At 63.1% G+C, this 24174-nt stretch carries 25 protein-coding genes and 2 pseudogenes; 21 read left to right on the top strand and 6 right to left on the bottom strand.

What is annotated here, in order from left to right; genetic code table 11:
* Window positions 1-17: 17 nt before the first annotated feature.
* On the bottom strand, window positions 18-551 hold the full coding sequence (locus tag D7316_RS18765) for a hypothetical protein (RefSeq protein WP_124709606.1): 534 nt from the start codon (window positions 549-551) through the stop codon (window positions 18-20).
* 40 nt (window positions 552-591) lie between these two features.
* On the opposite strand from D7316_RS18765, the gene D7316_RS18760 reads away from it, so the two are divergent.
* Together D7316_RS18760 and D7316_RS27690 are read left to right on the top strand one after the other, a co-directional pair.
* Entirely contained in the window at window positions 592-1119 is a 528-nt protein-coding gene (locus D7316_RS18760) for an AAA family ATPase (RefSeq protein WP_124709605.1), read from the top strand.
* Window positions 1120-1199: 80 nt separating this feature from the next.
* Window positions 1200-1805 (top strand): GIY-YIG nuclease family protein, encoded by a 606-nt coding sequence (locus D7316_RS27690; RefSeq protein ID WP_124709604.1) that lies wholly within the window; start codon window positions 1200-1202, stop codon window positions 1803-1805.
* Between the two features lie 21 nt (window positions 1806-1826).
* Here D7316_RS27690 and D7316_RS18750 read toward each other — a convergent pair whose 3' ends face one another.
* Complete coding sequence (locus D7316_RS18750) at window positions 1827-2381, bottom strand: DUF4234 domain-containing protein (protein WP_124709603.1); 555 nt, start codon at window positions 2379-2381, stop codon at window positions 1827-1829.
* Between the two features lie 234 nt (window positions 2382-2615).
* Here D7316_RS18750 and D7316_RS18745 point away from each other — a divergent pair, with 234 nt between their 5' ends.
* On the top strand, window positions 2616-3452 hold the full coding sequence (locus tag D7316_RS18745) for a DNA-3-methyladenine glycosylase family protein (RefSeq protein WP_124709602.1): 837 nt from the start codon (window positions 2616-2618) through the stop codon (window positions 3450-3452).
* Here D7316_RS18745 and D7316_RS18740 read toward each other — a convergent pair.
* Window positions 3449-4201 (bottom strand): alpha/beta fold hydrolase, encoded by a 753-nt coding sequence (locus D7316_RS18740; RefSeq protein WP_124709601.1) that lies wholly within the window; start codon window positions 4199-4201, stop codon window positions 3449-3451. The two genes, D7316_RS18745 and D7316_RS18740, sit on opposite strands and share 4 nt — an antisense overlap.
* Window positions 4202-4475: 274 nt before the next feature.
* On the opposite strand from D7316_RS18740, the gene D7316_RS18735 reads away from it, so the two are divergent.
* A complete protein-coding gene (locus D7316_RS18735) occupies window positions 4476-4937 on the top strand; it encodes an SRPBCC family protein (protein ID WP_124709600.1) in 462 nt (153 codons plus the stop codon).
* A 90-nt stretch (window positions 4938-5027) separates the two neighbouring features.
* Here D7316_RS18735 and D7316_RS18730 read toward each other — a convergent pair whose 3' ends face one another.
* The gene (locus tag D7316_RS18730) at window positions 5028-5222 is read right to left on the bottom strand and encodes a hypothetical protein (protein ID WP_124709599.1); all 195 of its coding nucleotides are present in this window, start codon (window positions 5220-5222) and stop codon (window positions 5028-5030) included.
* A 236-nt stretch (window positions 5223-5458) separates the two neighbouring features.
* On the opposite strand from D7316_RS18730, the gene D7316_RS18725 reads away from it, so the two are divergent.
* From D7316_RS18725 to D7316_RS18695, 7 genes are all read left to right on the top strand, one after another.
* Window positions 5459-6502 (top strand): ADP-ribosylglycohydrolase family protein, encoded by a 1044-nt coding sequence (locus tag D7316_RS18725; protein ID WP_124709598.1) that lies wholly within the window; start codon window positions 5459-5461, stop codon window positions 6500-6502.
* Entirely contained in the window at window positions 6502-6711 is a 210-nt protein-coding gene (locus D7316_RS18720; protein ID WP_124709597.1) for a hypothetical protein, read from the top strand. Before D7316_RS18725 ends, D7316_RS18720 begins: the two co-directional genes overlap by 1 nt.
* A 192-nt stretch (window positions 6712-6903) precedes the next feature.
* Window positions 6904-7242 (top strand): WXG100 family type VII secretion target, encoded by a 339-nt coding sequence (locus D7316_RS18715; protein ID WP_124709596.1) that lies wholly within the window; start codon window positions 6904-6906, stop codon window positions 7240-7242.
* Window positions 7239-8534 carry a phage head morphogenesis protein gene (locus D7316_RS18710; protein WP_124709595.1) on the top strand — a complete coding sequence of 432 codons (1296 nt, stop codon included), beginning with the start codon at window positions 7239-7241 and terminating at the stop codon, window positions 8532-8534. The genes D7316_RS18715 and D7316_RS18710 overlap by 4 nt, the downstream gene beginning before the upstream one ends.
* A gap of 32 nt (window positions 8535-8566) precedes the next feature.
* On the top strand, window positions 8567-9067 hold the full coding sequence (locus tag D7316_RS18705) for an LpqN/LpqT family lipoprotein (protein ID WP_124709594.1): 501 nt from the start codon (window positions 8567-8569) through the stop codon (window positions 9065-9067).
* A gap of 11 nt (window positions 9068-9078) precedes the next feature.
* The gene (locus tag D7316_RS18700) at window positions 9079-9369 is read left to right on the top strand and encodes a hypothetical protein (RefSeq protein ID WP_124709593.1); all 291 of its coding nucleotides are present in this window, start codon (window positions 9079-9081) and stop codon (window positions 9367-9369) included.
* Window positions 9362-9967 (top strand): HD domain-containing protein, encoded by a 606-nt coding sequence (locus tag D7316_RS18695; RefSeq protein WP_124709592.1) that lies wholly within the window; start codon window positions 9362-9364, stop codon window positions 9965-9967. Before D7316_RS18700 ends, D7316_RS18695 begins: the two co-directional genes overlap by 8 nt.
* Window positions 9968-9986: 19 nt before the next feature.
* Here D7316_RS18695 and D7316_RS18690 read toward each other — a convergent pair whose 3' ends face one another.
* Window positions 9987-10337 carry a DUF2200 domain-containing protein gene (locus tag D7316_RS18690; protein ID WP_124709591.1) on the bottom strand — a complete coding sequence of 117 codons (351 nt, stop codon included), beginning with the start codon at window positions 10335-10337 and terminating at the stop codon, window positions 9987-9989.
* Between the two features lie 350 nt (window positions 10338-10687).
* Here D7316_RS18690 and D7316_RS18685 point away from each other — a divergent pair, with 350 nt between their 5' ends.
* From D7316_RS18685 to D7316_RS18665, 6 genes and pseudogenes are all read left to right on the top strand, one after another.
* Complete coding sequence (locus tag D7316_RS18685; protein WP_164473818.1) at window positions 10688-11695, top strand: hypothetical protein; 1008 nt, start codon at window positions 10688-10690, stop codon at window positions 11693-11695.
* Between the two features lie 532 nt (window positions 11696-12227).
* A pseudogene (locus tag D7316_RS27735) lies at window positions 12228-12338 on the top strand (hypothetical protein); the annotation flags it as partial.
* 125 nt (window positions 12339-12463) lie between these two features.
* Complete coding sequence (locus D7316_RS18680) at window positions 12464-13279, top strand: alpha/beta hydrolase (protein ID WP_124709589.1); 816 nt, start codon at window positions 12464-12466, stop codon at window positions 13277-13279.
* Window positions 13280-13306: 27 nt separating this feature from the next.
* Window positions 13307-14116: pseudogene (locus D7316_RS18675) on the top strand (alpha/beta fold hydrolase).
* A gap of 114 nt (window positions 14117-14230) precedes the next feature.
* Complete coding sequence (locus D7316_RS18670; protein ID WP_124709588.1) at window positions 14231-15676, top strand: serine hydrolase domain-containing protein; 1446 nt, start codon at window positions 14231-14233, stop codon at window positions 15674-15676.
* An 842-nt stretch (window positions 15677-16518) separates the two neighbouring features.
* Entirely contained in the window at window positions 16519-17631 is a 1113-nt protein-coding gene (locus tag D7316_RS18665; protein ID WP_124709587.1) for a DNA cytosine methyltransferase, read from the top strand.
* Window positions 17632-17641: 10 nt separating this feature from the next.
* Here D7316_RS18665 and D7316_RS18660 read toward each other — a convergent pair whose 3' ends face one another.
* Window positions 17642-18073 carry a very short patch repair endonuclease gene (locus tag D7316_RS18660; RefSeq protein WP_124709586.1) on the bottom strand — a complete coding sequence of 144 codons (432 nt, stop codon included), beginning with the start codon at window positions 18071-18073 and terminating at the stop codon, window positions 17642-17644.
* A 650-nt stretch (window positions 18074-18723) separates the two neighbouring features.
* Between D7316_RS18660 and D7316_RS18655 the strand changes: the two genes are divergently transcribed.
* The 4 genes from D7316_RS18655 (at window position 18724) to D7316_RS18640 (ending at window position 23738) form a co-directional block, all read left to right on the top strand.
* Window positions 18724-19776, top strand: a complete 1053-nt coding sequence (locus D7316_RS18655) for a ribbon-helix-helix domain-containing protein (protein WP_124709585.1) — start codon at window positions 18724-18726, stop codon at window positions 19774-19776.
* Complete coding sequence (locus tag D7316_RS18650) at window positions 19773-22103, top strand: hypothetical protein (RefSeq protein WP_124709584.1); 2331 nt, start codon at window positions 19773-19775, stop codon at window positions 22101-22103. The genes D7316_RS18655 and D7316_RS18650 overlap by 4 nt, the downstream gene beginning before the upstream one ends.
* Window positions 22104-22437: 334 nt before the next feature.
* Window positions 22438-23301 (top strand): ParA family protein, encoded by an 864-nt coding sequence (locus D7316_RS18645; protein WP_124711434.1) that lies wholly within the window; start codon window positions 22438-22440, stop codon window positions 23299-23301.
* Window positions 23298-23738, top strand: coding sequence for a hypothetical protein (locus D7316_RS18640; RefSeq protein WP_124709583.1), 441 nt, complete (start codon window positions 23298-23300; stop codon window positions 23736-23738). The genes D7316_RS18645 and D7316_RS18640 overlap by 4 nt, the downstream gene beginning before the upstream one ends.
* Window positions 23739-24174: the final 436 nt, after the last annotated feature.

Here is a 24174-nt window from a genome sequence, read left to right as displayed (position 1 = left end):
GTGTGCCGGAACGTCGATCAGTTGAGTTTGCGGTAGGTCACCATCACCGAGTCATCGGTGAGGACCACGGCGTTGCAGACAAAGGTGTTGGTGGGCCCGAGCCGCGCGGGACCGGGCAATTCGCCCGGGATCGAGACCGCGCCCTGCACCGTCCACTCCGTGGCCACCGACGCCCGGGTCAGCCCGGCGTTGCGTAGCGCGGCCTCGTCGTCGGGTCCGACACTCGTGGTTCGGGTGGAGATGTCGCTGAACCCGGCGTCGGCGGTCTGTTCCTGCGCCGCGCCGTCGCCGCTCGCGGTCAGGCGTTCCCGGATGTCGTCACGGACCGCGTCCTGGCACCGTTGCGTCGCCTCTGCCTTGCGTTCCCCTCGATCGTCGACCGTCGACCGGCCGTGCCAGATGACGACAACGGCGAGCACGGCAACGACCACGGCCAGTGCGATGAGGAGAGGGCGCTTCGGTGAGCGGGTGCCGGGCATGTACTGATCATCGACCAGATTGGGGTGAAAGTGGGTGGATGCTCGGCGCGACGCGCGGACGGGAGAGTTCACTGACGGCATACTCTGCGACAGCCACACGGAGAGGGTCGACATGCGAATCGGGGTGTCCGGGCCACACGGGACCGGGAAGACGACATTGGTCGACGACCTGTGCACCGCACTGGGCGACCACGTGGCGATGGAGGAGCCGTACCACCTCCTCGAGGACGAGGGCCACGAGTTCGCTCACCCACCGTCGCCGTCCGACTACCGGATGCAGCTGACTCGCTCGATCGATGCGCTGAACAATTCATATGAAAACGTCGTATTCGATCGCACACCAATGGATTTCCTGGCCTACCTGGCGGCGTGCGGTGCCGACCTCGACGAAGAAGTGGACGCGGATGCGGTCCGTGCCGCGATGGCCGGCCTCGATCTGCTTGTCCTCGTGCCGATCTCCGGTGCAACCGAGAAAGACCTGCCGGAACCCGAGATGCTCGGCTTGCGCGCAGCAGTCAACGAGTCGTTGATCGAGGTGGTCTACGCCGATGATCTGGAGGTGATGGGCGATCTGCGTGTGATCGAATTGGCCGGGCCGCTGGATCAGCGGGTGGATGTGGTGTTGGCGGCTTTGCGGTGAAGACCGCAGGGCCCGGAACGCCCCGTGTCAAGGATCGCTCGAACGTGTTCCCGGCATCCGCGCGGTGAGAGGCTGGTCTCATGAGCGACTGGCACGACGAGTTTCTCGCAGCACCGCTCCACACGAGGTCTGAGGTGCTGAGCGCGCCGTGCCCCGTGCCTGCGGCACCGGGGCTGTACGGCTGGTGGTTTGACCGGATGCCCTGTTCGCACATCGACGCGAGTGGCTGCCAAACGCGGGATGAGTGGACCCTGCTGTACGTCGGCATCAGCCCGAGCAAGCCGCACAATGCCGAAAAACCTAGTTCCCCGACGCTTCGAAAAAGGGTCTGCACCCACTGCAGGGGCCGGGCAGCAACGTCAACTCTGCGGTTGTCCTTGGGGAGTCTCCTAGCCGACGAACTTGGCTTGGAGCTGCGTCGCGTCGGCACTGCCGGCAAACGTCATTTCGGATGCGACGAGGCTGTACTGAGCGATTGGATGTCGGAGCATGCCCGTGTGTCGTGCATTGTCTACACTGCGCCGTGGCTCTGCGAACGGGAACTCATCCATCGCCTCGACCTGCCATTGAACCTAGCTGAGAACGCTGACCATTCGTTTCACGCAACGTTGTCACAGGCGCGATCGGACGCGAAGGGTCGAGCAGATGCGTTGCCGGTGCTCCGGAACTGCCGGCGCAAATCGTAGGCAATCGCGTCGACTCAGAACTCACACGAACAGCGGAACCGTCGTGTGCGGAGGCGCCCCCGCGTAACGGTCCACCACCTTGTTCAGTTCGAACTGCATGTACAGCAGGTTGGTGCCGAACACAAAGGCGAGGACCCAACACAACGTCGGCGAGCAGGTGGCCGGAAGGCCGGCGGCGGTCTGCGCGTTACGAATTCGCGCACCCGCGTTGTGATAGCTGATCAGCGGGGCGATGACGGTCCAGAACAGGAAGATCATCACCAGCAGCGGTCCGGCGACGGGGATCTGCCGACGGCGGTCGAACTCCGCCATCTCCTTGTGGATCTTGTAGTACCAGACATAGAAGTAGATGCCGAGAGTGATGAGCGGCAAACCGATCCAGACGGCAAACGGGTTGCGACGCTTCATCGCAAGCCCGGATGCGACCGGGACCGGCGCGGTCGGAATCATCGGCGGCGGCGAGGTCGGTGCGACCGCCCCGTTCACATGCTGCTCGACCGGCGGCGGGTCCGCCGGGAAGACCGGAGGCTGGTCCTCGGGTGATGAGCTCGCCGGGACGTGGGGCGTTTCAGACATGCTCGAACTCGTTTCGTGAGGTGGCCGCCGCCTGGAACAGCAGGTGACGCAGGATGACGGGCGCTCTGTCACACGGGAGGTGCTTACGCTGGGTATACGCCGGTCGTCGGCGTCCATTACACGGTTCGACCTCGGTCGATGTTGATTCAGCCGTTCGGATGAACGGTCGTCTCCCGCAGGCGTCGATGCGCCGACGTACCGTCGAACAAACTGCACCTCACAGATCGGACCACCATGAGCACTCACACCGTGCGACGCGAGGTTCTCGGCCCATGGTCGTTGGACACCAGCCGCGAGTTCTGGGAGGGCTTCACCCCGGCGGCGCTCGACACCGGACAGAAGACCGGCACTCTGTCGACGGTGTTCCGCGTCGACGCCGACTGGTCGGCGGCACAGGTGACGGTGACCCAGCGCGGGCCGGTCGCCGAGCTGTCGCTGAGCGGGGACGGCGACCTCGACTCCGCAGCGGCACAGACCGCACGATTCCTCGCTCTCGATGTCGACGCCCGGGACTGGCCCGGTGTCGGTGACCGGGACGTGGTGATCGGCCGAGCGCAGCAGGCGCTACCCGGATTGCGGCCCTGCGGTTTTCACTCCGCGTACGAGGCGGCGGCGTGGTCGGTGCTGTCCCAGCGCATCCGGATGGCGCAGGCCGCAGCGCTACGACAGCGCATCACCGACAGCCACGGAGATGACGGAGCCTTCCCCACGCCCGAACGACTCGCCACCCTCGACCTCGAACTCCCCGGCCGCAAGGCCGAGTACCTGCACGCGGTCGCCGACGCCGCGCTCGACGGCCGACTCGACACCGCCCGCCTCCGCGCGATGGCGCCGGAGGACGCGATCGAGTCGGTGCAGTCGATCACCGGGATCGGGCCGTTCGCCGCCGAGCTGATCGTGCTGCGCGGGGCGAACGCGCCCGATGCCGTGCCGACCCACGAGAAGCGCCTGAACGCTGTGGTCACCGAGTTGTATGGTCCGGACCGTTCAGTCACCGAGGTGTCGGAGTTGTGGCGCCCGTTCCGGACGTGGGCGTCGGTGTACCTACGGGCGGGAGCCGAGCGACACTAGGCTGGTACGCCCGTCAACTGCCGGGCAAAGAATCTCGCGGTGTTGTCCGCCTCGATCGGCGGAATCCGTTTGTGCCCGCCGACGTGCGCCCGCATCGTCTTGTCCGGGGAGCCGAACGCGTCGAACAGCCGTAGCCCGGCAACACGGTCGATCTCGGTGTCGTCCCACGAGAGGATGAGCTCGATCGGCACGGTGATCTGCCGGGCCGCCTCGACAAGTGACTCGTAGTCGTAATAGCCGCCGAACACCGCCGCCGAGATCCGCGGGTCACGGGCGGTGAACGGAATCCCGATGGCCGTCCCCAGGGTCAGGCCGGCGTAGCCGACGGGAGCCTCGACGCCGATCTCGGGTACCTGCTGCAGCTCGTCGAGGACCCGCTGCCATTCGGGCACGGCACGTTCGGCCAGTGACTGATTGAACTCGCTGACGACCGGACGAATGGACTCGCCCGCCGCGCGGGCCGCCCGTAACGCGTCGATCCAGCCGCGGTCCTCGTCCGTCCACGGCCTGCCGCCGTGCCCGGGTGTGTTGACGGCCGCGACCGTCAGTCCGTAGTGCTCCACATAGTGGTGCGCGCGGGCGACGACACCTGGGTGTCGTGCACTCAGGCCGCCGCCGTGGCCCATCAGGACCAGCGACCTCGATTCGCGGACGGTGGGAGGCATCCAGAGGACGCCGGGGATGTCGTCGACGGTGAAGTCGCGCTCGACGACGCCGTTCCCGGTGAGGGTTTCATTGGTGAACTGCATGGTGGTGCCTTTCGAAATGCCTTGAGGTGGAGGCACTCCCGGCGACACCTGATGTCAGAATCGACCGCTCGACGAAGGGAGCACCCACTGGGTTGAATCGTTCACGGGTACCACCTCCTTCGCCTGACTCTCGCGGTCTGAGTGCACGGTAGCAGGCGCCGCCTCGCCGGTCATCCGAATATTCGCGCCGGCACGTCCGGCGGCGGCCAAGGAGGACACCTGGACGACTAGCCTGGGCGGTGACCGCTTTCGCCGGACAAAGGAGTACGCAGCGATGACCGAACGGTTCGAGGTACAACGCCTGATCAACGCCGATCCCGCGGCAATCTTCGCCTTACTGTCGTCGCCCGAGGGCCACGTGACGATCGACAGTTCCGGCATGCTGCAGAGCGCCGACGGCGCCTCTGTCGCGGCGGTGGGCGACGAGTTCCTGGTGCACATGGACCGTGAATCGCTCAACGACCTGCCGATGGGCAAGTACGACGTCAAGGTCATCATCACCGAGTTCGAGCAGGACCGCCTCATCGAGTGGACCATCGCCGGCACCGTCCGCCCGCCACTGGACCACCGATATGGCTACCGGCTCGAAACCGCCGACGGCGGAACACTTGTCACCTCGTACTACGACTGGAGTCGCGTGGTGCGTGAGGATATCCGGGGTCGGTTCCCGATCCTCCCGGAGGCGGGGCTCCGTGCGACGCTGGGAATTCTGGCGCGGACCGTCGAAACGTCGTAGGCCTGTCCAGAAACCCTGGCCGCCCTCAGGTGGCCGACCACTTGACGATCGCGGTAGCCGGTCAGGGCTACTTCGCCCCTCGCCGTCGGGCTACCTGCGAGGTCGCCACCAGGCGCCGAACTTGATCACGCCAAAGATGGCGGCGACAACGATGATCAGTGCGGCAACCGGCCACGATACAGTCACCCCGAGCAGCACGAAGAGTACGAACATGGCAACGGCGTAGCCGATCAGCGCTTGACGCTGTCGCCGCCGAATGCTCGTCGCTCGATCCTGGTTATCCATATGGTCCTCGCTACCTACGGCGGTCCGATGATCGTTCCTGCCAGTTGCAGGTCGCAGAGACTTGAACAACGGTCGGCAGGTCGATAGCAGATTACTTCCTCGCGGGATGATCCCGCCGATGCGTGCCTTCACACTCTGGCACCACCCTTCCTTCGACACCGCCAACCCCTTTGCTAATCAGTGCGCAAAGTAGTACTCTCACAATCGCGAAAAGTACCGCCCGGTCGTACACCGGGATGAAGGAAGGACCCATCGTGCCTCACCTCGCCACCGCCCAACTCGACCGCGCCGCAGGCGTTCTCCTGGGCACCGCCGTAGGCGACGCCCTCGGAGTCCCCTACGAGTTCGAGTCCCGCCGACTCCCCTCTGACGAGTCACCGCAGATGCTTGGCGGCGGCCTCGGCAACTTCGAGCCCGGCGAGTGGAGCGACGACACGTCGATGGCGATGGCGGTCGCACTGGTCGCGTCGACCGGGGCCGACCTCACCACCGACGACGCGATCGACGCGGTCGCCGAGAACTTCCTGCGCTGGTACGACGGCAACCCACCCGACGTCGGCAACCAGACCCGCGCCGTGCTCGGCGCCACCCGTCGTCGACTCGACGCCGGCGAGCGCGGTGTCAGTCGGGTGATGCGTGAGGAGTCGGATCGATTCGCGGAGGCCCATCCGCGCTCTGCGGGCAATGGCGCGCTGATGCGCACCGCGCCGGTGGCGCTCGCGCATCTCGACGACCGTGATCAACTGGCAGTTGCCGCACGACTGGTTGCGTCGTTGACACACGCCGACCCGCTCGCCGGCGACTCGTGTGTGCTGTGGTGCGAGGCGATCCGGGTAGCTGTGCTCGACGGCCGAATCGACGTCCGCGCCGGCCTCGACCTTATTCCCGCCGACCGTGCCGACCAGTGGGGTGCATGGCTCGACGATGCGAGCATCAAGGACCCGAAGGTGTTCACACCCAACGGTTTCACAGTGACCGCGCTGCAGGCCGCAGCCGCCGCGATCCAGCAGACGACGATCCCGGAGACCACCGCGTGCCTGCATCTGCAGCACGCCCTCGACACCGCGATCCGTATCGGCAACGACACGGACACCGTCGCGGCAATCGCCGGCGGCTTGCTCGGCGCCCGGTGGGGTGCGAGCGCGGTGCCGTGGCAGTGGCGGCGTGCCGTCCACGGGTGGCCTCGCGAAGGGCGACCCAGCGACGCCCACGACCTCGTCGCACTCGCGACGCTCGCCGTCCGTGGTGGCCGTTCCGATCGCGCTGGATGGCCCACCTGATGGACTCGAGGGCTGGGGGCAAAACCGTTCTGCTGCACAGTGTTGCGGGACATCAGCGGACACCCAGTGTCGCGGTCGCCTACGGGGTCGTCCTCGGGAACCCGGCCGAGGAGGTTCCTGCCGCGATCCTCGATGTGATGCCCAGCGCGCGTGGGCGTGGAGTCCTGTGGGACCGGGCCGGTGAGGTGCGCGCGATGTTCGGTTGCTGACCCAGCACCGGGTCGGCGATCGACGAGCCCCGACGGTCTCACCCGTCCTCCAACCGAATGATTTGCGAGGCGCGATGTCCGGTTTGCGTAGTCGGCGCCACGTTTTGCAGGCGACGCTGCAGATGAGCAGTGCTAGCGTCAGCTTCGCACAGTCATGGGGCGGCGTGCGGTTCGGATACCAGGGGGTTGTTGATGGGGGAACACGTCAACGTCGACCCTGCCGACCTGCGCTACGGCGCACATCAGCTCGGTGGATGGCATGACGACACTGCCCGGGTGTTTGACACCGAACACACACAGATCGGCGATGCTGCGTCGGGCTGGGTGGGGGCCTCGGCCGCCGCGCTGGGCGAGCGGCTTGATGCGCTTCGTACTTCCGCCGAGGCGGTCACGACTCGCCTGGGTGACCATTCGACAAAGTTCACCCTTTCCGCACACGAATTCGAAAGCCAGGACGACTCGTCCGGCGAGACTATCTCGCGGGTCATCCCGACCAGCCCGACGGACTCATCGAGTCACCTCAACCTGTGATCGGCATCGACGATATCGACCGGTGGAACGTCGGCGATATCGAAGCGGTCTTCAATGTGTGCGCAGCACAGCAGGAACATTGCGACAATCAAGCGACTCAGCTGCGCAATCTCTCGACCTTCTCGACGTGGGACGGCGACTCGGCAGCCGCCGCCGAACGGTCGGTGGGCCGGACCAGGGTCGATCTGACCCAGCACGGCGAGAAGGTCGGAGCCATCGCACGCGCCGCGAGTGCCGCGGCGGCGAAGGTCCAGGCCATCAAGGACAACCTCCAGCGCCTCCGGGCCGAGGCCGCAGTCAAGATGTTCGCCATCGACAACGATGGAACCGTCAGGTCCATCCTGCAAACCGTGATGACCGTCGAAGCCGCCAACGAGCGCGAGGCCGACCGAGCCGCACTCCAGGTTCTCGTGAACCAGCTCCTCATCAACGCGGAAGAAGCCGATGATGCGTTGGCCGCGGCAATTCAGGCGGCAGATGGTGAGATCCGGCCGGAGAATCTTCCCGCGACGGCATTCGACGGTTCCTATCACGGGAAGTATGGCGTCACGTCGCTCGGCATGCCCGAGTATCCCGACGGCTCGTTGACGGAGGCCGAGACACGGAACTACTACACCGAGGCCGAGAAGCGGCTCAAGGCTCTCAACGAGACGCTGGCCAAGTCTGATCTACCGGTCGAGCAGCGCGCGCGGATAGCTCAGGATCTGCGAAACGAGATCCGAACAAAGGCGCGGGACCTGATGGCTGATCGCGGTCTGGCAGCGCAGCTGTTCAAGCAAGAGCCGAACAAGTCGATGGACGAGCTCATCGAGCACAAGGCCACCAAGTACGGGATGAACCGGGAGCAGGCCCTCGAGGACATCATTCGATCGTCGTCGGAGAGCCGCGGCAGCGTCAACGCCGCCTACGGCGTCGACCCGGACAACCCCAAACTGCCCGATCCACGGGAAGTCGAATCGAGGATGTCCGCTCGCGCCGGACCCGCCGATGCAGTTCCGGAGGGCGGTCGGGGCGCCCTCCGCGTCATCGGCAAGGCCGCACTGCCCGCTGCCCTTGCCTACGAGGTGTATGACGGATACACCCAGGTCAAGGATGGCACGGAGTCGATCCCCGAAGCCGCCGGCTCCGGGACCGGCGCTGTGGCCGGTGCTTGGGCAGGGGCCGAGTACGGTGCATTGGTGGGAGCGTATGGCGGTCCGGTGGGCATCGCCGCCGGTGCCGTGATCGGCGGTCTGGCGGGCGGCCTCCTCGGTGGCCATGCCGGGAAACAGCTTGGAGGGCTATTCGATTGAGCCACATCGGGATATATGAACGGGTACGGCTGATGTCGGTGGCGGCGGCGCGCGTCGTGGAACCACGCACCATTGCCGGCACCATCCGCATCGACGCAGCACAGACGGATTGGCAGGAAGATCCGAGCGGTAAGGAGCTCGGCTATTTCACCACGCTCGTCGCACCCGACTCTCCGCTGTCGCCGTTCCGGGACAACATCTTCCTCGTCCTCACCCGTTTCATCGTGGACCACGGCGTCGACGTCAACGACGCGCTCGACGAAGCATTCACCGACGCGCGCCTGCTGTCGGGCTGGACTGAGCAGCAGGCCGAGCGATTTCCCATCACCGACCGCAACGAAGGCGGCACAATCCAGGCCGGCTCCTACCGGGACCAGACCGCAGGGTGGCTCTTCGCGGTGACCAAATACGTTCTCTATCAACGGGGCAACGTTGTCTACCTACTGCAATGCACCGGCACCACGGCGTCTGAGACCGCGGACCGTTGGTCCGCGCTGCTTCGGACTGTGAAGTCCGCGCATCTCGAGGACTGAGGAGGCTCTCAATGGTTACCCGCGCAACGACGGTCCCTGACCTCGAGGTCGCACTGGCCACCCAGGTGAGCTTTATGGCAGATCCTGACGACACCGGTTGGTATCGCGGCGGCAGCCCAGCGACGCCGCTCTACCTCCGGTTGGGCAATTTCCCCGACGAGCCCCTGTACTCGCTCTATTTGGGACACGGCCGCTGGATGGACTTCACCACCGCGCCGGATACGTGGACAGTGATCACGCCCGAGGCCGGATGGCCCGACACCGCTCGACCCCGGTTGCCCAAGGGCCAGTTCCATGAATGACCCCGACCTGGTCGAACCGCACCTCGACCAGGATCAAAGGGACTACCTGCTATCGAGATGGCGCGAATCGCAACGTCGCTACCACACCGTCGACCACCTCAGACAAGTCCTGCGGTCGCTGGCGGAACTCCAGACCGCAGGCGTCGACTTCGATGCCACATCTGTGCGACTGGCTGCCTGGTTCCATGACGCCGTCTACGATATTCCCGGCCACGACAACGAGATTCGCTCAGCCGAGCTGGCGTCGACGATGCTCGCAGATCAAGGGTTGGCCGACGAGGTGGCGCGACTCGTCCGCATTACCGCCACGCACCACGTCGATCCCGGCGACCACAACGCCGCGGCGCTGTGCGACGCCGACTTGTCCATCCTCGCTGCACCGCCCGCAGACTACGCACGCTATCGACACCAGATTCGGGACGAGTACGCACGCGTGCCCGACGAGTACTTCCGGCCCGGACGCGCCGACGTCCTACGAGGACTTCTGAACCAGCAGAGCATCTTTCACACCGTGTTCGGGCTTGCACAGTGGGAGGATCGGGCGCGGCGGAACGTGACCGATGAGATCGCCGAACTCGTGGGCGCAGACTCGGTGTGACGTGCACGCGGCCGGCAATTCACCCGCGCAGGATCGACGTCATCTTCTTCCCCTTGGCGACCTCGTCGACGAGCTTGTCCATGTAGCGGATCTTCTGCATGAGCGGGTCCTCGATGTCCTCGACGCGATGACCGCAGATGACACCGGTGATGAGCTCGGCGTTCGGGTTGAAGTCGGGCGCCTCGGCGAAGAACGTCTCGAGGTCGGTCTCGTCGGCGATCACCTTCTCGAGACCTGCGTCGTCGTAGCCGGTCAGCCAGGAGATCACCTGGTCGACCTCGTCCTTGGTGTGACCCTTCCGCTCAGCCTTGGCCACGTAGTGCGGGTAGATGCTGGCGAAGCTGGTGGTGAAGATCCGATGCCCTGCCATTGCCGGCCTCCTTCGTCGAGTGAGGACGATTCTGCCAGCTCAGATGAGCTCGAAGGTCTCGAGGTCGGAGCGCATGAGTAGGGCGACTCCTTGGATGTGGCCTGCGTCTACGCGTGTGACGACCAAGAGTTCCACTTTTCCGGTTCGGCAGGGAGTCAGCTAATGCGCTTCTCGAGTGACGGAACGAGAGTTTCGATTGTCTCTTCCGGACCCGCATCGACGTCACAACGAGCCAGAGGTGACCGCACCGTAGGTTGTCGGTGCCTTGTGACACCCTGTCGTCATCGCCGACCGAAGCGGCGATGAGCCGCAGAACTCTTCCGGACAACAGTTGTTGGGGGCACACGCTCATGGTCACCGAGATATCGAAGATTATCGTCACTGCGAATTGGAATGGCCTGCTCATATTCCTAGCGGCCCTCGCCGTCACCACCACTATCCAATGGATCGTCGGTGTCGTCCGTTCTCTCATCGCCACCCGGCGAGGGCGGCGCACTCATGTCGATGAATGGAATGAGCTTCACACTCTGATTCCCGAGCGTGTGCAGTTAGACCTCGAAGATCGATCGTCAGTAGACAGAGTGAAATTGCTGGCAGCGATGGACTCCCTCAACCAGGCCACTCGGCCCCGACCAGCAGCAGCCGGCGTTGTGATCCTGGCACTCATCCTTGTACTCGCTTCGTGGATCTTCCCTCTATTGATAGTCAGCGGCGGCATCGCGACAGGTGCAATTGCCTTGCGTGACGGACTTGTCGGTGAAGGTATATTCTTAATCACTTACTGCACGATAATTGGAGGTATTGTGCTACCTCTCTCGTTCTTGTCGAGTGAAATATATTCAGATGTCACTGAAATGCGGATCACAGTGATGGGACGACGACTGCTGCACAATGACCCTCTCTTGCAAACAGTGCTCCAACTGCGAAGAGATTTGGATCTCGACGGATCTCTGGACATTTCGGCCGCAGAGGCATACATCGTTCGCGCCACCGGAAGGACGGGCATCGCCGCGTGGGCCGGAAAGAGTCGTTTACAGAACGTCCGCCTACGGAAAGAAGAACACAAAAGAGACTCGCGCCTCACCTGTGCCCGAGTGGATGATTTGGCAGGAAGCACTCGAGCGACTTGGCGATCATGGTTGCTTAATAGGGCCAGCGGGAAGTTCATCACGGTCGGCTCATGGATGACGGACCTCGCTGAAGAGATGACCGAAAGGAGTTATACGACAACGCGAGACTCTGACAAGTTGACGAATCAGTTTGCCGAATTGGCTCCACGAGATACTAGTGATCTCGACTTCGACGAGGAGAAGAAGTTCGCTCTGTTCCAATCGATGCTGGGCCAGCGCGCTTCATAGCGGACACTGTGAAGCATCGCACCTCAAAGCCCGCATACGCCTCCACAAGCCACCACAACTCACCGACATTCGCGAACTTTGGATCGATCACCAATGGTCGGGCCAATCCCGCCCCGCCGAGATCATCAACCGACCGCACGGTCACACAGTTAGCACCGAATCCACCCGCAGTGACAGCGATGTTGGTGTAGGGAAAGGCCACTGTCTGCTGGTCTGCAGCGGTGAAGTGATGCACCTCGGCACCGTAGGCGACGTCGTAGACGATCATCACCAGCGGAGGCTCAGTCTTACTGCGAACTATGCCACCGGAGGCCTATCCGCACAGACAAATCTGCAATAGCCGGCTCGGACCAAACCGGATAAGCACGCTTTACGTTCACCTCTAACCCTTGCACTCCATTGGAGGGCTGCGAGGGCGACGCGCAGCGCAGAGAATGAGGCAACTGGCGTGCACCTGGGTTGGGGTCTGTGCCGCCGACAAACAGAGTGAGGTCGCCATCGTTCAGCCGCAACTGTTCATGCCGACGGACGCCGAGTTGTCGGATTCTCCTGCAGCCCATCGGCTCTGGACGATGCGGAAGAGATCAGCACCTTCGGCGGTTGGTTGAGGTATCTGGATCGGGAAAGGGCGGTGGGCGTCTAGCGGCAACGCTCTGTGCGTGGTAACGCGGGATGGACGACGTCCATACGCCCAGCGCATGCCGGTGCTTGCGAGTAACGTCCCCAGATCATCTGAGGCGGTCGAGCTCAGCATCCCCGGAGGTTGCGATGACATCCCCGAACGCCATACCTGTTGTGTTCGTGCATGGCCTGTGGTTACACGCGTCGTCGTGGGACCCGTGGGTGACGTTCTTCGCCGATGCCGGATTTGCGCCCGTCGCCCCGGGCTGGCCGGGAGAGGCGGCCACTCCGGCGGACACCCGCGCGGACGCTTCGACGCAGGACGATGTCGGCATCGAGGCCATCACCAAGCATTACGAAGAGATCATCACGGGACTTCCGGCGTCGCCGGTGGTGATCGGGCATTCGTTCGGCGGGCTCATCGCACAGAAGTTGCATGCGAGCGGTTTCGCGCGGGCGTGCGTGGCGATCGCACCGGCGGCCTTCCGCGGCGTCAAGAAGCCGCCGCCACTTGTTCAGGTGAAGACCGCGTCGCCAGTCCTCGCCCACCCCGGCCTGCGGCACAAGACGTGGGCGCACACCGCCGACACTTTTCACGCGGGGTTCACCAGTGCGGTCGACCGCGCGGAGTCCGACGCCTTGTTCGCCGAGTTCGCCATTCCGTCGCCGTGCCGTCCGCTGTTCGAGGCGGCGTTTGCGAACTTCCAGCGGCACAGTCCGGCGGCGATCGATCTCAAGGGCCGCGAAGGTCCGCTGCTGATGATGGCAGGCGGGAAGGATCGCACGGTGCCGGCGTCGACCGTCGAGGCTGGGTACAAAGTGCAGAAGCGCAGTGCGTCGCCGACCGAGTTCAAGCTCTACCCCGACCGCGGGCACAGCCTCTCCGCCGATCACGGCTGGCAGGAACTCGCGACCGACGCCCTCGGCTTCCTCACAGCGCATAGCATCGATCCGAAGGCGTAGCTCGATCACCGATCCGAGGAGACTGCCATGTTCCGACGTCTGAGCCGCATGCTGGTGACGCTCACCATCGCGCTGTGCGCCATCGGCATCACGCTCACGTGTGCGGTGCCGACCGCGCAGGCGGCGCCGCGACCGACGATCGTGCTGGTGCATGGCGCGTTCGCCGACAAGACCAGTTGGGACGGCGTCGCCTCGATCCTCCGGCGAGACGGTTATCGCGTGGTGGCCGTGGACAATCCGTTACGCGGCCCGGCCCATGATGCGGCGGTGGTCGACCGCACCATCCGCACCCTGCCCGGTCCGGTCGTCCTGGTCGGTCACTCCTACGGTGGCGCCGTCATCACCAACATCCACGACCCGAAGGTCACGCGTCTCGTGTAGGTCGCCGCGTTCGCCCCCGGCGCCGGCGAGCCGATCGCCTCGGCGATCAACCCGTTGCAGTACCCGGGTAGCCAGCTGCTGCCGCCCGCGTTGCAGCTCAAGGTGGTGCGTGACTCGACGGGTGTCGGCGGATACAACCTCGACGCCTACATCGAGGCGTCGGCATTCCCGCGGATCTTCGCGCAGGACGTCGGCCCGGCCACGATCAAGACGATGCTCGCTCATCAGAAGTCGTTCGCGGCGGCGGCCAACGTCGAACTCAGCGGTCGGCCGTCGTGGGCGACAACCCCGAGCTGGTACGTGGTGTCGGCGAACGACCGGGTGATCCCGCCTGCCGCCCAACGCGATGCGGCCAAGCGGATACGTGCACGTACGACGGAGATCGCGTCGTCGCACGCGTCGTTGGTCTCGCATCCGGCGGCCGTGGCGGGAGTGATCCGGCAGGCGGCTCGGTGATGCTGCGCTCACTGATCGCGGTCTTCTGACCAGCCGATACTCGTGAACTGCTGACCCTGACGCTGCTGACGTGCCACCATCCGAGATGGTGCACCGCGGCATCGAGGGGGTCTCATGGTCGGTCGCGTTGGTCGCCGGGGTGTTCCCGGCCGTCGCCTTCTGGCGGCACTCGTCGTGTCGCTGCTCGTGGCTGTCGGCATGGTCGTCGGCCTGCCCCCGGGTGAGAGTCACGCCGCCCCCGCCGATCCTCAGCAACAGCAGCAGTGCGCCGAACCGTCGGGCTCCGGTAACCCGCAGACCGCTGCCCCATCGGCGGTCGGCCTGGACAAGAAGCGACTCGACGACGCCATCGCGTTCGCCGCGTCGCGGATGCGCACCCACATCCAGGTGTTTCGCAACAACTGTCTCGTCGGGACCGGACCCCTCAACTCGCTGACCGGCAACACCCCGTGGAATCTGTTCAGTTCCACCAAGAGCGTCGTGTCCATGCTCGCGGGGATCGCGTACACGCAGGGCAAGCTCGATCTGGGCGCCTCGATCGCGCGCTACCTCCCGGCGGGCGAGGTCGACAAGGCGCACGCCGCGATCACCGTGCGCGATCTACTGACGCAGACGTCGGGGCTGCGGCAGTCGATCATCAGCGAGGCCCTGACCGCCGGCCTCGACGTCGACCCCAACATCGGCAAGGAAGCCCTCGCGCTCCCGGTTGAGCATCGTCCGGGCACGTTCTTCGAGTACACCCAGCACGGCCCCGACCTCCTCGCGTACGTGGTGCAGCATGCCGTCGGCGAGGATCTGCAGGCGTTCGCCCAGCGGAACCTGTTCGGCCCGTTGGGTATCAAGAAGAGCGACTACTTCTGGACCCGTGACCGCAGCGGCAACACCTACGGCTACGCCTTCCTCTTCATGCCGCCCGCCGACTACTCGCGGCTCGGGCTGCTGATGGTCAACGACGGTGTGTGGCACGGCAAGCGGATCATCGATTCGGGATACATTCGGCAGTTGCGGTCACCGTCGTCGGCGAATCGGTGCTACGGATATCTGTTCTGGGTCAACAGCTCTCCGTGTACCGGGCCGTCGTTCCCGTCGCGGCAGACGTCCAACCTCGCACCCCTCGCGGGCCTGCCGTCGGACGCCTACGCGATGGTCGGGTTCCTGCAGCAGAACAACTTCATCGTGCCGAGCCTCGGCCTGCTGGTGAGCTGGAACGGTTTCCTCGGCGATGTCTCCCCCGACCCGGGCACCGTCCTGAGCGCGAGCCTCAACAGCGAGCTCTACCGCGAGTTCTTCCGACGACTCGCCGCCGCATTCCGAGCTCCTCGACTCCCCGATCCCGGGCCGTACCGGCCGACAATGAACCTGAACTTCGATCCCGTCCAGTTCGCCGATCCGAACGTGGCGCTGGGTGCGCTCGGCGTCGGACCGTATGCGCCGAAGGACTGCACGGTGATTGCGTGTGGGTCGAAGCCGCTGCGTGCGCCACTCCAGGGCAATCCGGGTTGCTTTGCGGTGACGTGTGTTCCGGGGTTGCCGGGTTCGCCGGGGAGGCGGGGTGGGTGAGGCTCGGCTACGTTGACCTCTTGTTTTTGTGACCCTAAACGTCGACGCCCCGCAATCATCCCACATGAATAAAGACCGTAGTAACGCAACGATGAGGCCCTTTGCGCACGCAGTCGGGAAAGAGTGGCGGGCCACCCCGATGTAGTTGCGATCGGTTACCTTGGTCTCGCGTGCCGCCTTACCAGAGCGCAAGCGTGCTGGGCAGCCGCCGCTCGGTGGAATGGTTCCATTCCTCAGACCTTCTCGGCTGGCGGCAGCATCCGCTGCCCGTGTGGCACCAATGCCTGGCTTTCAAACCTGATACTTGCGACGCTTCGGCCCACCTCCGAAATGCGCTAACCGAAGCGCGGGCTTTCGCAACCACGGAGCTGCATCCGTTTTGCTCGACAGCCAGGAGAACTTCGGCAGCGAGGTGATCGGTCCAGGAATGGCGGCATCACACGACTCGGCAGCAACGCCGTTTCGCCACACCACTGCGAAGGTGGTCGCTGACGGCGACGACCCCACCGGACCGAGCGATCCGCTATTGAAGGGGCAATTGCGAGCAGGTCGCTCGTGCGATTCGCACTTCACTCGGTCGACGATTAAGGTTTCGGTTGCGCTCGTTCATAGCGCCACCGAACATGCGCTACCCATAGAGCCCGAATGCACGGACACGAGCGTTGCGTCGATCAGCGGCGGCAACGGCTCAGCGGAACGCGCGTGGCCCTATACCCACGACAGGGCGGCCAGCTCGGGCACCTAGTAAGCCGAGCGTCGGAAGGAACGCCACGCGACGGCCATCGACTGCGCCAGCTCTGGCCTGCGCGACGTTGTGGGTCGCGCCGGCTACCATTTCATTCATGGTGTTGGGATTGGACTCGTCGAAAGATCGCCCGCGAATAGTCGACTTATTCGCCGGACCTGGCGGTCTAGACGTCGGGGCGGCATGGCTCGGAATCTCGGCGGAGGGCATCGAACTCGATGGGAACGCCTGCGCAACACGATCCGCCGCCGGTCTCGTCACAACACCAGGAGACGTCCGAAATTTCGGGCCAGCTGATTTCCCCGACGCCACAATTCTCACGGGTGGCCCACCATGTCAGACGTTCACGGTGGCTGGCACCGGAACCGGTCGCAAAGCATTGAACGACGTCATCGCGCTCATGACTAGGATGGCTGACGGCGATGACGCGGCTGACAGTCTCTCCGTGCTCGAGGACGAGCGAACCGGGTTGGTCCTCGAACCGATGCGCTGGGTACTCGAGGCGTTGCGGGCGGACACACCCTACGAAGCCATCGTTCTCGAGCAGGTGCCGCAGGTGCTACCTATCTGGGCGGCTTTCCAGGAGGTCCTCGAGCGATACGGCTATGGGGTCGACTACGGGATCCTCCGCACCGAGGAGTTCGGCGTTCCGCAGACTCGTAGACGCGCCGTGCTTGTGGCACGACTCGACGACGAGGATGTCAGGCTGCCGAAGCCGACACATCAAGCATTCCGCCGAGGAGTACCCAGGCAAAGCATGGCCAATCGTGAACCCTGGGTGTCGATGGCGGACGCGCTTGATCGCGACCTGGCGTTCACGGTCATCTCCAATTATGGAAGTGGCGGTGATCCTCGCAAGCGCGGCCAGCGGCAATCAGACGAACCGGCGGCGACAGTGACAGGCAAGATCATGCGCAACCGTCTTCAGCTCTCGAACGATGACTTCAGTCGTTTCACGCATCAAGAGGCGGGTCGTCTTCAGACATTTCCTCCTGACTATCCTTGGGCTGGAAGCGATGTCGGTCAGCAGATCGGTAACGCTATACCGCCCCGCCTATCGGTTCATGTCTTGGCCGCTGCGCTCAACCTGCTTATCGACGTCGACGCTCTCAATCGGGCCGTGCGCGAACCATGGGAAGTCTCGCAGAACGGCGGAGTGTCGCTGGCCACCGCTGACCCATATGGTGAACGCGTCGCGGTCCTCAGCTAACGTACGCGAGTCAGAGGTCCACCGACCTCAACTCCTCGATCCTTGCGACGATCCTATCGGCCACCCCCTTGGAGTCCTCGTGTTCCCAAAACCGGAGGACGGTCCATCCACGATCGATCAGGGCGAGGTCCGTTCGTCTGTCTCGCCGAATATTATTGTCTAACTTCTCAGCCCACCACTCTGCGTTTGCCCGCGGGCGGGTGGCGTGCTGAGGGCATCCATGCCAGAAGCACCCGTCGATGAACACAATCAACCTGATGCCGCGCCACACGATGTCACCTCTTGCCCGGAGAGCGGGTTCTGGCTTCACATCAACCCTGAATCGAATGCCGCGCGCGTGGAGATTGCGTCGAACGCGCAGCTCGGCTTCCGTGTCCCTCCGCTTCTGCTTGCTCATACGTGAACTGACACTCTGACAAGAGGCTTTGGGGCGAGCGTTCATAGTGGCCTCCGCCACGGATAGCATCTCTCGGCTGCATCTGCAATGAGATTTGGATCAGCTCCACAGCAAGGCTCATGCGCGCGAGAAACCCACCACGAGTTCCCGCACAGATGATTTGAAGATCCGTCCACCTGAATCATGCCCTTTCACAGACACCTACCTTTGAGACCTCACGACAGTTGACTACCAGGCTAGTGCGAGCTGCAGGCGGTCAAAGATTCATCGCCTTCATCGTCGGAACGAGGTCTTTCACGGACGGCCCGACGATGCGGCTTCCATCGGCCAGCGACGCACACGGCGGCACTTATCGCAGGCCAGGGTTGTTCAGCGCGAAGAAGACTCACGAAGAACTTCGAACGTCCGCGCACTTGTTCGATCGCCAATTGTCACGACGGACGAATAGGCGGCCTACGGCGGCTGGAGCGATCCGCCCTCCGAGGCGATACCGCGGTCGGTGCCACACATGGATGTCGCGCGGGGTGGGATCAACGCCGTACGGAGGCGCTCACACGCCACCGGGGACGACTACCTGCAGGCAGGTATATTGCCTGTACCGAGCAGACGCGCTATATATCCTAGATACTTGCTGGCTTTCTTACTATATTTGTTATATGGTGAACACATGAGGACCGAGCGTTAGGGTACGCAAGATGGCAGCAACCGATCACCGCGTAATGCGCATTCCGCTTCCCGTTCCCCTGATCCGCGAGATGGACGCCGTCATCATCCAGGGCATCGGGGGCTACGCAACTCGCGCCGAGTTCATCGTCGACGCCATCCAGGAGCGGATCCTAGAGCTATCGGTGGAGGAAACAGAGGACGCTGGCCCTCCGCCAAGGCAGGAAGAGGAGCCCGGCGCCCAGCCGTACGAATCAACTGTGCGTAAGACTATCCCGGTCACGAGTCGGAAGGACCGGCCAACGACGGTACTGTCTCCTCCGGTGGCCGGTTATGTTGTGCCTGCCGCAGGCGACCTCAGTCGACCCGAGTCTCGCGCGTTGTTCGGGCTGCACAACCGCGATTACCCCTCACTGTGGGCGCTCACCAAACTTGCCGCCCTCGCCGCTGAGGGGCCGATCCCTGTTGAGGACTACGTCACGGACGTACTCCGGGAGGCGTGGCGGTTCGGCGAGCTCCTCCTCGCCACCGAGAAAGACACCGGGGCAAAGTGCACCGCACTCTTTCCGACAAATTCAGACAAACGCAAGCCAGCCGAGACTGGCTTCCGATCGTTTGCACTCGGCGACTACCGAGTCGATGGGGACGTCTACTCGACCAACGGGCCACTTTACGAGTGGCGCGTCGCCGGCCTCACTATGGGTGAATCCCACGAACCGCGCGTCGGACTCACCGGCGCCGGTTGGGATTTGCTCAGGGGCATCGCGGGCATATCTGTCGAGGAGCCGCACCCATACAACGCTGCGCGAGTGTTCTTTGAACACCTCGCCAATTTCGCCCCGGAAGACTGGCGTGGGTTCACCGAGATCATTAGTGCGATCGGAAGCGGTGGAGCGTCGCGCCAGGATGTGCTTGCGCACGTCGCCCAGGCATGGCCGTCGTGGACCAACAACGAGGTTTCTACGAACGCCGCGGGCTACATCGCCCGTGCTCGCGAGTGGGGCCTCATCGAGCCCAAACAAACCAAATCCAAGTACCACCTGACCCCGCTAGGCCACGAGCATTCGACCGGAGGAAAGCAATGAGTAACAACAAGAGGATCGTGAAAGCCGCTCTCGCAGCACGCTCCATCGAGGAGGCCGAGATTGTTCAGCAATCCATCGCCAGAGCATTGGGGACTCGCTACCAGCGGCCCCTCGGAGACAAGGGAAATAACCAGGGTATTTTGACTGGGTCCGGCGCTAGTTACGACCACAAGTCCCTCGAAGTTGTCACCAACATGCAGGACGCCGTCATTGAGCTGTACGCACTACAGACGTACGGCACCCGGGGTGCAGTCCCCTTCAACACACCCCATGAGGCTGCGTCGACGCTCCTCAGCGAGCTCGGAGAGAAAGAGCGAGCCGAGCTGGCCACCGTTACGATCGACAAGGCCGCGGTCGGCTCCGACAAGAAGCGAATCACCCTGGTCATGCGCGATCACGGCTGTGGCATTGTCGTCAACGAAGTTCCCCGCACAATCTTCCAAGTGGGCGCTGGCCACAAGAACGGGGTTAACTGGCAGCAGGGAACCTACGGTCTAGGCGGCGCACTCACCTACCTCAACGCGGGCGCCGTGGTCGTCGTCACTCGGCGCCACCCCGACCTTCTCGAACCGGATGACGAGGATCGAATCAGCATCGCCGTCGTTCAGCGCGAACGCGTGCACACGACGGCCAATGCCTATTATCTCGTGACCGAGCCCTGGATCGAGGGTGATCCGACGACGTGGGCCAAGGCTGTGCCGTTCTCGGTTCCCTCCGCCGACTACCCCGATTTTGAACCAGGCACCCACGTCGCGCTCATCGCCTACGACACTGAAGGCCTGGGCCGGCGTTCGGGCGACGAGAAATCGTTCGACACGATTCTGAACACGCGGCTCTTTCGCCCCGTGTTGCCGATCAAGTACCGAAACAACATCACTCGCACCGATCGGGCCGAAACGCTGAACGGACTTGAGCGTCGGCTCAACGACAATCCCGGAGAGGCTGGAACCGAAGGCCTCGACACTCTGCCGTTCAACCACGACGGCACCACATACCATCTCCCGATCCGCTTTCGGCTCTTCACGAAGGCGGGCAGTCGGGGACAAAGACGCAACTTTGTTGCTCACGGCCATGCGCTGCTCCTGACCTCTAACGGCCAGGTTCACTCACACTGGTCGCCGCAAGACTTCAAACTCAAAACCAAGCTCAACAAGCTCTACGACCGCGTCCTCGTCATCGTCGCAAGCGATCAGCTTCCGATCGAGATTCGCACGGAACTGTTCACGGCCGATCGCGCCCAACTCGTTCGTAGCGCCGTCGCTATCCGGTTGGAGAAAGAAATCGCGGCCTTCCTTAACGACTGGCCTGCACTCCGCGACGCAAACAGCGCCCTGATCCGTGAGGCCATCTCCGGTGACAACAACGACCGACCGACGATCGCCGTTGCCGAGCAGATCGCCCGAGCCTTCAAAGCCAAAGGCTTTTCACTCGGTGGGATCGGCATGGGCGGTAGCGGAGGTGGCCGCAAGCCGCCTGAACCCACCCGACCCGAGGATCTCTATCACGATCCGACCCACTTCGAGGGCCCCAAATCAATCGAAGCCCAGGTCGGGAAGGTCAAGGGGGCATACTTTAAGCTTAACGCCACCGATGGATTCATCACCCAACGGGCATTTCTCCAGGTCACATGCGACCATCCGGATATAGGCCCCGCAGAGATCACGGTCGGCGAGCTTCGCTCGGGACGAGTCCGCGTCTCTATCGCCGTCCCCGACAACGCCGACCTCGGGACGTACAACCTCGACGTGGAGATCCCCGAATGGACCAGAACCTCCGGAGGCCTCGGGCCAAAGTTCGAATGGTCCACCAAAATCGACATCATCGAAGAGGCCCCCTCCAAACCGACCGGCCCGAAGGGCGGAAGGGATCCGGGGACCTCCGGCCCGGGCGACGGCGGTCTCGTCGCCTTGATCTGGAAGAGCGAGGCTGACGACGGCGTCGAGAACTGGTCCGCCGCCACCGTCGGCGAGATCGAGATGGTTCCCGCGAAAGACCTTGCTGGCCAACGCTCCGAGTACGCACCGCTTGCCAAAGTTGACGGCGAGATTCCGACCATTGTTCTCAACCGCACGTACTCGCCTCTGAAGAACTACATACAAGCTCGAGCTGCCGAGCTCACCGACGAGAGCAAGGAGAAGTCCCGTGAGCGGTACGCCGTCGGTGTCGGGGTGGCACTCTTGGTGCTCGATCAGGACGCTCGAGACGCTCAGAAAGCGGGAAACCCACATGACGAAGCAACAATGGAGGTCGGGCGCCGTGCCGCGGCCCGAGCTGTGCTCAGCGTCATGCCGGAAGCTGACCGTCTAGTGAAGGAGTTGGAGAGCTGATCAGCTTCTATCGATACATCCAGAGCTACACCAGCTAGAGCTAGCGATCGCGACACGGCCAATCGGGACAGGGCAGCCTCTCTTGACAGCTTCGTGAACAACATTCACACTTGTATTCGTCGCCGTGAACGACGTCCACGGAAGGATCTGTATGTCGAGCCAAGAGCTGGTCGGTCTCGCGGAGGTAGCGGATCTGGCCAACGTCAGCCGCACCGTCGTATCGAATTGGAGAACCCGCGACAACAGGTTTCCCACCCCGGTCGCGGATTTGCGGAGTGGGCCAGTGTTCGATTTCGACGACATTGTCAAGTACCTTATGAGGAGGAAAAAGGCTGTGGCACAGGTAATCGCAACTATTAATCTCAAGGGCGGCGTCGGCAAGACAACCACAACAATTGGCCTTGCCGAGTTCTTGTCGGCGGAGTTCGGAAAGAAAGTTCTGGTCATCGATCTCGATCCACAAACCAATGCAACAACAGTCTTGATCGGAGAAGACCGATGGCGAGAACTGAACGACCGCGGGCAAACGCTCGTATCGCTGTTCACGGACGCGCTGCGACGAGCCGGCGAGGATGCATCGTTCGACCTAGATGCATCACTTCAGAGGCAGGTCAGCCCAGTGAAGGAGGTCCGCACCGTCGACCTGCTTCCATCTTCCCTCGACCTGATCGATGTCCAAGACCGGCTCGCCTCCATGCCGTCAGGCCAGTTCTACTCAGACAACCCAACCGATCTCCTACGCAGAGCCGTCAAGCCCGTACTCAATAACTACGACTATGTGTTGGTTGACTGTCCTCCCAATCTCGGAATCGTCACCCTCAACGGCCTCCGCATCGCGGACGGCTACATAATCCCAACTATCCCGGACGTACTCTCGACATATGGAATCCCACAGATCCAATCCCGGGTGATGTCGTTCGCAGATAACATTGGTGAAACCATTCACGAGCTCGGTATTGTCATCACCAAATATCGTTCTGCATCGACGGTACATGCGACTACGATCAACCGACTTGTCGACAGTGAAGACCTACCGCCGGTGTTCGACACCTGGGTACCTGAAGGCAACGCGATTGCCGCATCAGCTGAGTACTCGACAACAGCAACATTGCGGCAGAAGTACCAGTACCAAGGCGGGTACGAAGTCTTCCGCGCCTTGGCCAAGGAGTTCATCAGCGCCGCAGATGAGATCGCATGAAAGAGATCGATGCGAAGGAAGTCGGCCAGGAAGCGGCTGCTGCGCTCGTCAGTCTCAGTGACACCCGACCTGAACTCGCCGCTGTGCTGGCGAGACTGGTTGTCGCCGTTGCCAACGAGGCCAATCGGACGGGACGGTTCGCCACTGCGCTACAGACGGCACTGTCCGTCGAAGACGAGCAAATCGCACGCCCGAGACGTGCTCGACGACGGCAGCAGGGAGTCATTGATCCATTCACGGTATTCAGCGAACTTGGCGAAGCAGGGCTTCGTAAGCGGTTAGGGGAGCTGGACCTGGAGCAACTGCGTGACATTGTGGCTCAGCACGGGATGGACCACGACCGGCTCGCGATGAAGTGGAAGGACCCAGAGCGGGTGATAGCTCGAATCACAGACAAAGTCGCTTCCCGTTCGTCGAAGGGTTCGGCGTTTCGTTGATATCTTTTCGAGAATTCAATTTGGCGAAGTCTGCTGGAATTTGACGGTCTCAGTTTGCCATCGCGATTCATGCCGATCTGCGGAAACAGATGTTCCGCCTGGCGAGCCTCCACACAGGTGGACTTCCGGCCACCTGGAAAGCCTCCATAGAAGCGACATCTCGACACGGAATAGTTGTCGGAAGACCCCCCACTCGGTGTCCGGCAACTCGATCACAGTGTGCCGCGCGGCGAAGGAGTCATCATTCACTATCCGAGTCGCAGAAGATGTTAATGATAACTAAATCGGAATCGGCCGTCGACCCTGACAATGCTTACTATTTCTTTGACTAAGAGCGCTGATCGGGGCACTCGCGGCATTCGGCGATGTTGCGCACCGCCATCGATTCCCGACCGCGCTGGCAACACTGCAGCCTCCGACGCCTAGCATCGCGCGC

The sequence above is a fragment of the Gordonia insulae genome (assembly GCF_003855095.1).
In the GTDB taxonomy this organism is placed as follows: domain Bacteria; phylum Actinomycetota; class Actinomycetes; order Mycobacteriales; family Mycobacteriaceae; genus Gordonia; species Gordonia insulae.
The sequence above is the reverse complement of the archived record's forward strand: the minus strand, read 5'-3'. Positions and strand labels throughout refer to the sequence as shown.